The sequence below is a fragment of the Peribacillus sp. FW305-BF15 genome (genome assembly GCF_058783805.1).
Map to the genome: position 1 here is coordinate 208,742 of NZ_JBYSYV010000008.1, position 12,671 is coordinate 221,412.

The window sequence follows — 12,671 nt, forward strand, 5'->3', positions numbered from 1 at the left end:
CACCCGCATTTTTTATTTATTGACCCTTTCCAAATTACCATTCTTATCCATTTGGAAACTCACCTTCGGATTCGCCTTTTCGTCCTCCTGGACACTAAGTTTTCTTGCGCGCTCCATGATCTGCATTAACGCACGATAATCTTCCTCAACAGCTTTCAGGTTTTCCTTAAGCAGGACATTCTCTTCCAGTAATCGGACATTTTCCCGTTCAAGAAATAGGGAACGCTCAGAAATCCGTTCTTTTTCCTTATTATCAAGCTGAAAGAATTCATCCATTTTGGTTAAATATAATATAACTTCCTGAAGGGTAATAGATTCTTTATCTTCATGCTCGGGCGTTATTTCTTCAATCGTGACATTTTCGACCGTTGCAATCGAATCCCTTTCCACTTCAGGATTATTGACTACCTGTTCTTTCCTTTGTTTTTTCGCCAGCTCTATCCCTGATTTATATTGCTTCCTAACAAATGAATTCCAACGGAACCCACAAGCAGCAGATGTCCTCGATAACTGTTTCCCCACTTCTTCAAACGCCTTTAATTGTGTACTGCCTTCCCGTATATGCCTCAGTACCACTTCAGCCAACAACAGATCCTCATCATGAGTCCATGCATCTTGTCTCGCAATCGTCATCTCTCTACCTCCTTAGCAAGTTTTAATTCATAATATGCACATGCTAGGAAAGATAGAAGATATATAGAGCGTGTAATATTTATTTTTTCTTATTTAGAAAACGCTCGACTGCAGCATGATGCTCATCACTCGCCCACAGTTTGGAACATTCCCGGATTTCCGCATCCATTCTTCCTTTAAGCCCGCTATCCTGCCATTTATGTACCAGCAATCGTTTATAGGCCATCAATACCCCTGTCTCTTGGCGAAGAAAATCTTCCGCAAACCATTCCCATCCATCCGTACCTTCTCCGACTATCTCATCTACGAAACCAAGTTCCTTCGCTTCCTCAGCTTTATGTACTTTTGCATCCAATAATAGCTTTAGCGCTTTTTGCTCTGGTATTTTTTCAAGTAAAAGCGAAGCTCCGCCCCAGCCAGTCGTTATTCCTAGAGTACCTTGTACAAACCCTAGCCTAGCTTCCCTCTTTGCTAACCTGAAATCACAAGCTGTCGCTATTTCGCATCCGCCGCCGAAAGCACTTCCATTGATTAGCGCTATTGTCGGTTTTGGGAAAACTGCTAGTTTATACAGAATTTCACCCATTTTCGATAACATAGCAAAGGCCTCTTCTTCTGTATGCAAATCCTGAAATTCCCTTAGATCCCCGCCTGAACAGAACGCCTCAGAGCCCGCCCCGGTCAGGACCAGCAACTTAACTTCATCATCGCATGCAGCTTCCGATAATATCGACTCAAGTTCGTCCATCAGCTGATAATTCACGGCATTCCTTTTCTCCGGTCTATTAAATAGGAGCTTCATGAAGCCGCGTTTACCCTTTTCAACTTCAATCACCTGATCCATGTAAACACCTTCTCCAAAATCATCGGCAAACGCGAATGATTCAAAATATTCTGCCAAATATATTTGCAAAAAAAGCACAGAGAAAAATCCCTGCGCTTTGATTAGCGTGTTGCATCAAGAGAGCTAAGCTCTCAAGTAGGTCAAGAAATTATTTTGCGACAACTTCTTTTCCTTTATATGTTCCACATTCTTTACAAACGTGATGTGAAAGAGTCATTCCACCACAGCTCGGGCATTCTACCATACCAGGTACTTGAAGCTTGAAGTGTGTACGACGTTTTCTTTTTACAGTTTTCGACGTTCTTCTAAAAGGTACAGCCATTATTCCCACCTCCTTAAAAAATATAAAAAAGCTGGAAAAATCGGATTAACGATTTTTCGTTCCAATCAAGATTCTTTATTGTTGTCAAAAAAGTCGGCAAGCTTTGCAAATCTCGGATCAACCTTATGCTCATTTTCCTCTTCGGAAATAACAGCCCAGTCTTTCCCAGATTGAGGAGCAGCTTCATTCGAATCGACATCCTCACAAAAAACCTGCATCGGAATTTCTAGCAATAAATTTTCTTTTATTACCGGTATTAGGTCTACAACGTCGCCTTCCACAACAGTGACATCATCTCCGTAGAAATCTGTGCCATCTGCCTTTAAAAGAAAGGTTTCCTTTGTATCAATATCAATCGGATATTTAACGTCTACCAGTGTACGGGAGCAAGGTAATGTTAATTCACCTGAAAGATGCAAGTGAAAAGTAATCTCGGTCGAGCTGATATCAGCTCTTCCTTCTACTCTGATCGGAGAAACATCGCGAATTTGCGGGTCTCTTTCTCTAATGTCCAAGACATCCACCAGTTCATCAAACCGTAAATCTTTGTCCCGAATTTTTTGAAGTTGACTAATCGTCCATTTCAAATGAAATCACCTCAAGGCAACAAAAATAATTATAGCTTTCAATTATAAGTTTGTCAATATTTTTTCTTTACACTATAATGTAGTCATCCTAACTGATTGTCTAAGTTTTATGAATCATTTCTAACAAAAAATCCAGACGATTACTTATAGTAATTTTACTTGAAATACTATTTTAGCACTAAGTTGATAAAATACAAAGTTTTTCTCTGAGGTGAACGAATGAAAGCTTGCGGTTTAGTAGTCGAATATAACCCTTTTCACAATGGACATGTTTTACATGCAAGAGAAAGTAGAGAAAAAACAGGGGCAGATGTCGTTGTCGCTGTTATGAGCGGGCCCTTCTTACAGCGTGGCGAGCCAGCTATCGTCAGCAAGTGGACACGCGCCGAAATGGCCTTGAATGGCGGCATTGATCTTGTCATTGAGCTGCCATATGCTTTCGCGACACAGAAGGCAGAAATATTTGCAAAAGGATCTATTGCTCTTTTGGAATCGCTAGGCTGTGACTCTTTTTGCTTCGGAAGCGAGGATGGCAAAATTGAACCATTCATCATCGCCCACAGAATCCTTTCGGAAAATTCCGCTGCATTCGATGCCGCAATCAAATCGGCCATGGATGCCGGTAATAGTTATCCGTCAAGTGCTGCCCAGGCTTATCGTTCGATCATCCATGGTGATGCGGCATTGGATTTGACGAAGCCGAATAATATCCTTGGAAAAGAATATGTAAGTGCTGCCCTTTCAAACGGCTACTCCATTCGCCCTTATACGATTCAAAGGGTCGCTGCAGGATATCATGAAACAAAGTTGTCCAAAGACCCTATTGCCAGCGCAACGGGGATACGTAAAGCCATCCATGAACACCAGGAATTACATTCTGTTTCCAGTTATATTCCTCAAGCGACAATGAGTGGCCTTGAGCAATATTTAACGCGCTACCATGCCTTGCATGACTGGGAAATGTATTGGTCCATGTTGAAATACCGTATCCTTTCTTCCTCTTTAACCGAATTGGCAGGAATATACGAAGTTGAGGAAGGCATAGAGCACCGAATGAAGGAGATGGCCAAACAATCTTCGAGCTTTTCTGGATTTATGGCAGCGCTGAAGACAAAACGCTACACATGGACACGGCTGCAGCGGATGTGTGTCCATATATTGACGCATACATTCAAGGAACAGGTAATTTATAATGACCAACCGGCCTATATCAGACTTCTTGGCATGAATGGCCGGGGGCAAGAATATCTTCGTTCTGTAAAAAAAGGCTTGCCCCTCCCTCTCATCTCTAAACTTTCGTCCTATCGGAAGCAGGACATCGATTCGGACTTGCGAGCAGCACAGGTGTATGCCCTGGGCTTGCCCGAGCCGCATCAAGCTGCATTGATGAAACGTGAATATGAATCTCCCATCATTTTCAAATGAAGAAGGATTCAAGCTTGGCCGTTTCATCCTTAAGTGTAAAAAGCTAATCATGAAAAAAAGCGCAGACAGTAGATGACTGCCTGCGCTTTTTTTCATTTTCCTTTTCCATTTAGCTTCGTTAAATAGGCTACTGCATCTTCAAAGTTGTCAACCGGCACGATCTTCATGTCAGTGTCAATATCCTTTGCTGCAATGAGTGCATCTTCATAATTCGAACCCGCTGCTCCGTTTTCATTCGGGGCAAAGAATATCTCGGCTCCAGACTTATCGGCTGCAACAATTTTCTGTTGGATTCCGCCAATTGGACCGACTGTCCCATCATCAGACATCGTGCCCGTACCCGCTATGTCATATCCACTTGTAAGATCGCCTTTCGTTAATTGATTATAAATTTCCAACGAAAACATTAAACCAGCCGAAGGACCGCCTATATGTTCTGAATCTATGGCAATCGCCGGTTTTGTGTTCACTCTTCGATTGTCATCCAGCGAAATGCCGATTCCTACCCTATTTGGATCATTTTTAAAAGGCTGCAATGAAAGAACGGCCGTTTTCTCCGTCTCTTCCCGCTTATAAACGATTTTAACTTCATCTCCGGCCTTCTTTTCATTAATATAATCCATGAATTCCTGTGCAGACTTGAATTTAACATCATCAACTTGAATGATTTGATCGCCCGCTTTCAGCTCTTTTGCTGCAGGCATTCCTTTTAGCACGTCCAAAACATATACACCCAGGTACTCGTATTCGACTTCTTTCCCTGCTTTTTCATATGCGATCTTAATGGCATTATTTTTAGAACCATCCATTAAGTGGAGCTGCCTGATATTATATTCTTCATCTGTTTCATCTTCGCTTCTGATGGAGGATTCCGGATAAAGCTCCTGATATTTGCTCCACTTCGCCATCATGTAGGAATATATATTTGCCCGGCCCATCCTTACAGTGGTTAACATAAAGCTTCCTTTTGCTTCATCTCCCCCGGATACCTCAATGATTGGCTCCAATTCTTTAGCCATTCCTGGTTTCGATACATAAAAAGGTAGGGAATAAAGGGCTGATGCTATGAGAAGTATAGCCACCACCAGGAAAGTGCGTACATACGTTTTACGGCTCATCTTCAAAGGACTCCTTCCAAGTAACAATGCTCTGCTTAATTTGATCAATCTTACCTCTTGCTGCTTCTTCTCCAATACTAATTATTTCCTGTACGTTTGTAAATGATTTCGAGCTGTATTTCTCAACCCTGGGGCGTATCATGACGTCTGAAGCAAACTCCCTGCTTTTAACCAGCTCCATTTGCAGGATATCGAGGCTTTGCATGATGACGTCATATATGGAGTTTATCTCCATATCCTGTTTCACGTGAGCTACATCCACACCAATTATGATGTCTGCTCCCATATCCTTCACAACTGAAACAGGAACCCTGTCAACTACGCCGCCATCAACAAGCAGTCTGTTTCCGATTCTTTCGGGAATGAAAATCCCGGGAATGGAGATGCTTGCCCTTACAGCCGGTGCGATGGGACCTTCCTGAAAAATGACCTTTTCCCCCGTTTTTATATCAGTGGCTACCACCGCCACAGGAATATCAAGTTCTTCAAATTTCTTGCCATATGTAAATACCCTGATTAAATCCTTTGTCCGCTTACCCGAAATGAAGCCCATCTTAGGTATGGTGAAGTCCAAATAATACTTCCGCTTAAATGCACGGGACAACTTATACAGCCTCTCGATATCCGACCCCGCTCCATAAAAGGCTGCAACCATTGCTCCCATGCTGCTTCCAGCAATCATATCTATCGGAATGCCTTCTTGCTGCAATACCTTTATCACGCCAATATGTGCAAACCCCCTAGCTCCTCCTGACCCAAGTGCAAGCCCGACTTTTGGTTTCGACAAAGATATCCCTCCCGCTTTAACTAGTTCAAAATATTGAAATAACACTCATTCAAAGTTATGGTCTTAAACGGATTTATAGAAGCATATTATTTATATTGACAGTGAAACAAGCATGGCAGATATATTCCATTGAGCGGATCATCCCTCTTTACATGTCGGTACAATCCTTATTCCATCATGCGCTTACTTTTCGAGAAAAAGAAGTTCATATTTTATTATATACGAAACGAACTGCCCTTATTTAGTAACCTTCAAGAGGAGGCTGAATTTTGCTAAAATCAAAATCTAAAACAGTACTGTTAGCTACCTCCGTCACGATGATGGCAGTTGGCTTGATCATCTTCCCCCAAGAATCCTTTGAAGCTTCCAAAGGCGGACTGAATATTTGGTGGACAATTGTTTTCCCTTCACTTCTGCCTTTCTTGATTTTCTCGGAGTTATTAATCAGTTTTGGGGTTGTCAGGTTCATTGGTGTCATGCTCGAACCATTTATGCGTCCCCTATTCCGTGTACCAGGAGTGGGAGGTTTCGTTTGGGCGATGGGACTTGCATCAGGGTTTCCAGCAGGGGCGAAATTCACTGTAAGGCTCCGTCAAGAAGAACAATTGACCCGCATTGAAGCTGAAAGACTCGTTTGTTTTACTAATTCATCCAATCCATTGTTCCTATTCGTTGCCGTTGCCGTTGGTTTTTTCCACAACCCTCATTTAGGGATCATCCTTGCCCTTTCCCACTACCTAGGAAATATTTGTGTAGGCATCATCATGCGTTTTTACCGTTGGAAAGAAGAAAAATCCCATGCAAAAGTAATGACCAAGCTCCCCTCCATAAGACAAGCCTTTGGTCAAATGCATCGTACCAGAATAAAAGAAACAAGGCCATTTGGCAGTTTACTTGGAGATGCGGTACTCTCATCCATCCAAACCCTATTGATGATCGGGGGGTTCATCATTCTCTTTTCTGTGGTGAACAAGCTTTTATTTCATATGAACATCACCGGATTGCTAGCATCTGGGGTCGGAGGAATTCTACATATTTTTAATTTCCCGGACTCCTTAAGCCTTCCCTTCATATCAGGCATGTTTGAAATGACTCTAGGTTCAAAATTAACCAGCACGGTCGAAGAGGCGACACTCTTTCAGCAAACCGTGATGACAAGTTTCATCTTAGCTTTCAACGGGTTCAGCATCCAAGCGCAAGTTGCCAGCATCATTGCCGCAACGGACATTCGTTTCACTCCCTTTTTTCTGGCCAGGATTGCACATGGCCTTCTTGCATCCATTATCACCATCCTGCTTTGGGAACCTTTCTATAAAGGCAAAATGTACAGCAGCAGCCCGATAAACGCATTCCCGGTCAGCGGATCCGGTGAACACGCGAATTCCCTATATCAAAGCATGCTTGATATAGGTCCCATTCTAACACTCGTGTTTTTGATCCTATACATCATCATATTTACCAAAAGGCTATTCAAAGGCCTTTCGTAAACCAAAAAAGAGCATTGCCCGTTGGCAATGCTCTTTTTTCTATCCTTTCAGTTCCTCGTATTTTTTGGCCAGAGCTTTCTGGACCACACTTGGCACTAGTTCAGAAATATCCCCGCCATACTTCGCAACCTCTTTCACGATACTTGAACTCAAGAAAGAATATTGATTTTTCGTCATGATAAAGAATGACTCTATTTTATTGTTAAGGAATCGGTTCATCGAAGTTCCCTGCATTTCATATTCAAAGTCAGAAGTCGCCCTCAATCCCCTGATGATGGCATTCGCGGAAACGCTTTCAGCATAGTCGACCGTCAATCCCTGATAGAAATCCACTTTAACATTCGGCATATGGGCAGTCGCTTCAGTAATCAGTTCCAGTCTCTCTTCCACTGTAAAAAGAGAATTTTTCGCTGAATTGTTCACGATGACCACATATACCTCATCAAAAACATTCGCTCCCCTTTGAATGATATCAAGATGACCAAATGTTATTGGATCAAAACTCCCCGGACAAATCGCTATTTTGGACATTCATAGTTCCCCCTGTTCGTGTACGTTTCCCCATTGATAAATCGTAACGGCAATGACGCCATAAACTTCTTTTCTCTTAACGGTAAAGTCACCAACTTTTTCTGGCAAAGTAACATCATGGCCATGCTCACAAACAATGTATCCCATATCGTTCAGCAATCGGTATTTATGTATTTCTTCAAGAATCTCGACTAGCTTTTGTTTCTTATAAGGTGGATCAAGAAAAATCAATTCAAAAGTCATTTCCCTTTTCACCAAAGCCTTTAATGCACGTTCTGAATCATTTTTATAAACTTCTGCACGGTCTGAAAACTTGCATAGTTCCAAATTAGCCTTAACCGTTTGATTTGCTTTAAAATCCCGATCGACAAATATAGCTTTATCCATGCCTCTGCTTAACGCTTCAATTCCCAGTCCACCGCTTCCGGCAAACAAGTCGAGGACCAGCCCTCCTTCGAAATAAGGACCAATCATGTTGAAAATGGATTCCTTGACTTTATCAGTAGTCGGCCGGGTTCCTGTACCCGGTACAGCCTTAAGTGGTCTTCCTTTGCAAATTCCGGAAACGACCCTCATCATTCTCACCACATTTTATGACAAATTTCTGTTACTTTCCTATCCTAACATATTAGAAAAAGCTAGCCAATATTTAAACCCATTTGCCCTCATTTCCATGATGAAAAGAACATATCATTTCGTACCATGGATAGAAGATATCCATTCTTTTTATAAATCTTTTACATCTTGAATAATAAAAGGGTTTTTGGCAATAATGTGAATAACAACATTCCTTTTTAGGTGTTGTTGCCAACCGCGGAGAAGGCTTACGTTTCCCCATAAGTTCTTCCTCCGGTTTCTCCTCTCCCTTTGCCTTCTGGTCCTTAGTTAGACATAGAAGGACCCTGCATATTTTTGCAGGGCTTTTTTTATTGATAAACCACTTATTCCCAATTCCCTTTGTCATCATTCGTCAATGAAGTTGTCCTTCTCTTTTATGAGGGATAATGATAAAGTAATGAATAATAAGTTAGTTAGGAGAGGTTTAATTGATTCAACGTTTTATTGAAATTGGACAAGGATATTCCGATATATATGAGTTGCTGGAAGTAGGCCGCAATCAGAAACATCGAGTTGCAAGGCTATTGGCCATGCATACTACCATAAATGATAAAAAGGTAACGTCATTGGTCATCGTCATGGAGCCCACAGATCCCGGGAAATTCCAGCCGCTTTACATTTGCCGTGAAGGTATCCCTAACCCACATGCCACCAAAAACAAACGCTATGAGCTTTTTGAGAACTTGGCTGAGGAACTGGATAGGCCAGTTATTGAAATCGAAGTGAAACCTTCGGTGCTCTTTGCGGAAAGCGAGTTGTACTACCAGCACTTAATCGGCATTTTGCGAATGAATAGATATCTGCCGCCATTAGGCTGAAAAATGTTGCTGCCCTGAAAATGAAAAAGCTGACTCCGCATGAGTCAGCTTTTTTCAAATTCCCATTTTATAATCATATTCTTTCGCTTTATCCGGTTTGGAGTTTTCGAACTCCACCTTCAAAAAAGGCTTGTAAGAAAGGTCCACCTTTTTAACGAACGAATAATTATTCAGTTTTTCCACCAGTGGTTCCACTTCATCCATATTCGTATAAAGCACGACATATTTCAACTTTTTTGAAACATAATGGATATTTCCAAATTTCCTAAGCATTTTGGCTTGTTTCAATGTATGTAAATAGACGATGATTCCCTGTCTCGCTCCAAGCATATCAATAACTCCCTTTTATAAAGGTTTTAACTAAGTGTAGCATAGCAGAATCTTTACTTTCAACCAAGAAAAAAAGATTATAAACAAAATTCTCTCACTATTATGAATATACACACTGTGAAGGGAGCCAAACAAACGATGGATTTAAACCAAATTTGGCATCAATTTATTGTGCATCTATTAGATAATGATGAAATTACCCAAGCTTCGATAAAAAAGTTCACAGGAATCCCCTTTATATATATCCATTATCATCCGGCACCAAATGATGATGGTAAGCTTTCCCTCTTAATAAAAAAAGCCGCAAGCCTTTCAATGCGTGGCAAGCAGCTTCATTGTGAAACCATTTTCGTACGGCAGGAAGAACATTTATATGTATTCCGGCATCGTTTTTATGTGCCGCAGAAAAAGATGTTTTGCTGCGGCAACCTTTGTCCGGATTGTATTTTATATCGCAGTTAATCGCTTTTTGCCACGTAACCGAAATATGTAAGATGATAGTTCATGCATCGGTTCATGACCATGTCTCGGCGAGGTTCCAAACATGACACAGCCACCGAACTCCGTAGTAATGTCGAATTTCGATGGCTGCATGTTATATACCGGCCCTGAATGCTTCCAATCTGGCCATTACCTTAAGCAGAGCACCCGCAACTTCCCCCGGTTCCGCAGCTTCCCGTCGAACATCCGCCGGATGAAACAAAAAATGGATTCCCAGCCGGGGTTTTTACCTGTTCAGAAACCGCTCGGCCAATTCTTCCGCTTATTTCATCAAGAACGGATTGCAATTCTGTCTCCGCCCGCTTAAACCTTGCAACGACAGGATGCATATCCATGTCCCGTTTAGCTTGTCTCGTTTCTAAATTGATGCGTTTATAATCCGGGTGATATTTACCGAACCTTTGAACATCTTCAAATAGATCCTTGAGCGAAGTAAACTTGGAAATAATCCCCTGGGCCTCTTTGTCGTTTTGTAATTTATATAAACTAAGGAGATATTCTTCTCCTATTTCAGAATGAAGGATCATTTCAGCTAATCCATCAGCCTGATGTAAAATGTCGATGATTTCCATAGTAGCAAGCATTAACAAGCTCACCTCCACAACCATTTTACCATTTCTCCCTTTTAGATGCTAATGGTTTGATTAAATCGAGGAAGTGATATGTACCTCAAGCTCTTTTTGCAGCCCTGTTTTTTCACCTGCACCGTTCAAAATCTCCAGCCTTATTTTATGCATGCCATTCGGGACATCCTTTACGATAAATGCTGCCGTTTTCATATCGACTTTCTTTTGATTATCAATAAATACGGACACAGTTGCCAATTGTTCAGGATTTGATTCAGAAAAACCATAGTTTTTCAAGTAGCACTCAACATAGACGGAGTTGCCTTTTACAAATGTTTTTACCCGAAAGTCCTCATCTGAGTTTTGGATGCTCGATACAGTGGTGGCAGCCTCTAGTGTAGAAACACCTTGTATGGCTACTCCTGAGTTTTCAGGTTCAGGTATTTTCTTGCCACAACCCGTCGCTGCCATCAACACTGTTAGAGCCAATATCAACTTTCTCATTCCATCGTCCCCCTTTTGCCTTTATTGTTCGCCAAAAGGAGTAATTTACTCTTACTTTCTTCATTCACTTGGAGCATTCATTGCTTGAAACATATGAAGCATCATTGAGGCAACCTGAACGCTTTCCGAAAATTTAGAGACCCGATGTGGAATCGACTTCTCAAAATAATATTTAGCTTCGGTTTCAAACACATCCACTTCATGTGGATTACGCATTAATCTTTTGTACCATGCAGGCTGAACTCTCAAATAATTTCGCATATCTTCGTTTGTTTGAATGAATTCATATATATTCTGGCGCATGAAAAACCCTCCTTAATCTTTGGTGAATAAAAAAGGGTTAGCTCTCTGCTCTTTTTCTTTTGGGGGAGGACTGGTATCACCTGATTTATTCCCTTGGAAAGCAGATAGCACTCCTTGGATTGCACCGATGGCCTGATTGGCATTCGTAATATATTGTTGAATCTGCCCCATATCCATGTTTTTAACGGCATTCATTAACGAACCGATCAACTCAGTGCTTTGGTCTCCCTTTTCAACCGGCGGTGATTGAGATCCTGTATTCTCTTTGGGCTCACCCACACTGCCGTCAGCCTGCCAGCGTGGATGATCTGCTCCGAGTAAATACCACTCTTCAAAAAGTTCCTGCCATGTTGCTTGTTTGCTTCTCACTTCATTCACTAAATGAGGATGTTCCTTTACAAACTCCCGAAATCCATCCACGGAGGGCCGCTTTCTTTTTGCCATTACTCTCACCTCACACTTAGACATCGCCTATTGCACCATATGCTAAAGGTAGATAAAAAGTGCATAAATTCCTTTACTAACGTAATGGGGCGTGACTGCGGAATCCAAGTTCGTTATGTAAAAACCTCCATTGGCAAACGATCCTAATCGAGGGGAATGCAAATGGTTGGGACCTTTTAAAATATGATCCACAACAAGAAAACGGACCCAAACCGGGTCCGTTCAGTTTGTAGACAAAAGGGGTTCGGAATTAAAAAATTCCGAACCCCTTTTTGAAATCCCCTTTGAATTTACCCCTAATGTTCAGAGATTGGGGCTCTACGAGCCCACTATGTCAGGCCATTTTTGGACCTTGCCATGTCCAATTGGCCATCTACTTTAAATTAATGGCAGCGAAAGTAAGCATCGCCTGCATCGACAATTTTTTTAAGTCCCCTTAAAGTAGTCCAACGCATACCATGCTTTTCTTTTGCATCTGCGAATACACCAATCGTTTCTTTACGCTTCGCATATATAGGTTTTACATCTTGATGATGACGCAGATGATCTGCTTTTTCCACATGTGTTTGCCAAATATGCCGTGTCACCACTTTTTTTACAGTATTTGGTTCTGTACACCGAGATAAAATTGAGCATGTTGCACAGATGTGTTTTGGGGATTTATACTCGCGATAGCCCTCTTTATTTGTTGTTGAATACTTTAATAGCTCTCCCGAAGGGCAAAGGTAACAATCAAAATGTTCATCGTATACATAGTCCTTTTTGCGGAAAAAAATCCTTCTTTGGTGCGAGGACGTGTATAAGGTAAAGCGGGTATGATTTTTTTGTTAAATAGGTAGCTTGTAATCGCTGG

The 12,671-nt window shown here is 41.5% G+C and carries 17 protein-coding genes and 1 pseudogene; 4 read left to right on the top strand and 14 right to left on the bottom strand.

The annotated features are described in order from the left end of the window. Positions 1–12: 12 nt before the first annotated feature. From AC3WLU_RS10935 to AC3WLU_RS10950, 4 genes are all read right to left on the bottom strand, one after another. The gene (locus AC3WLU_RS10935) at positions 13–633 is read right to left on the bottom strand and encodes an RsfA family transcriptional regulator (RefSeq protein WP_034313926.1); all 621 of its coding nucleotides are present in this window, start codon (positions 631–633) and stop codon (positions 13–15) included. 79 nt (positions 634–712) lie between these two features. After that, positions 713–1,477 (bottom strand): enoyl-CoA hydratase/isomerase family protein, encoded by a 765-nt coding sequence (locus AC3WLU_RS10940; protein ID WP_063577798.1) that lies wholly within the window; start codon positions 1,475–1,477, stop codon positions 713–715. Positions 1,478–1,625: 148 nt separating this feature from the next. After that, positions 1,626–1,799, bottom strand: a complete 174-nt coding sequence (gene rpmF / locus AC3WLU_RS10945; protein ID WP_034313929.1) for a 50S ribosomal protein L32 — start codon at positions 1,797–1,799, stop codon at positions 1,626–1,628. 65 nt (positions 1,800–1,864) lie between these two features. Further along, positions 1,865–2,386 (bottom strand): YceD family protein, encoded by a 522-nt coding sequence (locus AC3WLU_RS10950; RefSeq protein ID WP_034313932.1) that lies wholly within the window; start codon positions 2,384–2,386, stop codon positions 1,865–1,867. A gap of 219 nt (positions 2,387–2,605) precedes the next feature. Between AC3WLU_RS10950 and AC3WLU_RS10955 the strand changes: the two genes are divergently transcribed. Then, a complete protein-coding gene (locus AC3WLU_RS10955) occupies positions 2,606–3,811 on the top strand; it encodes a nucleotidyltransferase (RefSeq protein WP_492597255.1) in 1,206 nt (401 codons plus the stop codon). A 92-nt stretch (positions 3,812–3,903) separates the two neighbouring features. Here AC3WLU_RS10955 and AC3WLU_RS10960 read toward each other — a convergent pair whose 3' ends face one another. Beyond that, positions 3,904–4,929, bottom strand: a complete 1,026-nt coding sequence (locus AC3WLU_RS10960) for a SepM family pheromone-processing serine protease (protein ID WP_057278455.1) — start codon at positions 4,927–4,929, stop codon at positions 3,904–3,906. Then, the gene (locus AC3WLU_RS10965; protein WP_034313939.1) at positions 4,919–5,716 is read right to left on the bottom strand and encodes a patatin-like phospholipase family protein; all 798 of its coding nucleotides are present in this window, start codon (positions 5,714–5,716) and stop codon (positions 4,919–4,921) included. The genes AC3WLU_RS10960 and AC3WLU_RS10965 overlap by 11 nt, the downstream gene beginning before the upstream one ends. A gap of 269 nt (positions 5,717–5,985) precedes the next feature. Between AC3WLU_RS10965 and ylbJ the strand changes: the two genes are divergently transcribed. After that, a complete protein-coding gene (ylbJ, locus tag AC3WLU_RS10970) occupies positions 5,986–7,203 on the top strand; it encodes a sporulation integral membrane protein YlbJ (protein ID WP_492597256.1) in 1,218 nt (405 codons plus the stop codon). Positions 7,204–7,242: 39 nt separating this feature from the next. Here the strand turns inward: ylbJ and coaD are convergent, their stop codons facing one another. Together coaD and rsmD are read right to left on the bottom strand one after the other, a co-directional pair. Further along, positions 7,243–7,734, bottom strand: a complete 492-nt coding sequence (gene coaD / locus AC3WLU_RS10975; protein ID WP_034313942.1) for a pantetheine-phosphate adenylyltransferase — start codon at positions 7,732–7,734, stop codon at positions 7,243–7,245. Further along, positions 7,735–8,310: a 16S rRNA (guanine(966)-N(2))-methyltransferase RsmD gene (rsmD, locus tag AC3WLU_RS10980; RefSeq protein WP_034313946.1), complete on the bottom strand. Its 576-nt coding sequence runs from the start codon at positions 8,308–8,310 to the stop codon at positions 7,735–7,737. It abuts the gene before it with no gap. A gap of 470 nt (positions 8,311–8,780) precedes the next feature. On the opposite strand from rsmD, the gene AC3WLU_RS10985 reads away from it, so the two are divergent. Further along, positions 8,781–9,170 carry a DUF7147 family protein gene (locus tag AC3WLU_RS10985; RefSeq protein WP_492597257.1) on the top strand — a complete coding sequence of 130 codons (390 nt, stop codon included), beginning with the start codon at positions 8,781–8,783 and terminating at the stop codon, positions 9,168–9,170. Between the two features lie 54 nt (positions 9,171–9,224). Here AC3WLU_RS10985 and AC3WLU_RS10990 read toward each other — a convergent pair whose 3' ends face one another. Then, positions 9,225–9,500 (bottom strand): YlbG family protein, encoded by a 276-nt coding sequence (locus AC3WLU_RS10990; protein WP_048684554.1) that lies wholly within the window; start codon positions 9,498–9,500, stop codon positions 9,225–9,227. A gap of 138 nt (positions 9,501–9,638) precedes the next feature. On the opposite strand from AC3WLU_RS10990, the gene AC3WLU_RS10995 reads away from it, so the two are divergent. Further along, positions 9,639–9,962, top strand: coding sequence for a hypothetical protein (locus tag AC3WLU_RS10995; RefSeq protein ID WP_034313954.1), 324 nt, complete (start codon positions 9,639–9,641; stop codon positions 9,960–9,962). A 173-nt stretch (positions 9,963–10,135) separates the two neighbouring features. On the opposite strand, the gene AC3WLU_RS11000 is transcribed toward AC3WLU_RS10995, so the two are convergent. From AC3WLU_RS11000 to AC3WLU_RS11020, 5 genes and pseudogenes are all read right to left on the bottom strand, one after another. Beyond that, a complete protein-coding gene (locus tag AC3WLU_RS11000) occupies positions 10,136–10,585 on the bottom strand; it encodes a YlbF/YmcA family competence regulator (protein ID WP_230134904.1) in 450 nt (149 codons plus the stop codon). Positions 10,586–10,645: 60 nt separating this feature from the next. Then, positions 10,646–11,071: a hypothetical protein gene (locus AC3WLU_RS11005; protein WP_400449590.1), complete on the bottom strand. Its 426-nt coding sequence runs from the start codon at positions 11,069–11,071 to the stop codon at positions 10,646–10,648. Positions 11,072–11,131: 60 nt separating this feature from the next. Then, on the bottom strand, positions 11,132–11,374 hold the full coding sequence (locus tag AC3WLU_RS11010) for a YlbE-like family protein (RefSeq protein ID WP_034313959.1): 243 nt from the start codon (positions 11,372–11,374) through the stop codon (positions 11,132–11,134). Between the two features lie 12 nt (positions 11,375–11,386). Further along, positions 11,387–11,818, bottom strand: coding sequence for a YlbD family protein (locus AC3WLU_RS11015; RefSeq protein WP_413000552.1), 432 nt, complete (start codon positions 11,816–11,818; stop codon positions 11,387–11,389). Between the two features lie 373 nt (positions 11,819–12,191). Further along, positions 12,192–12,671, bottom strand: a pseudogene (locus tag AC3WLU_RS11020) (transposase); the annotation flags it as partial.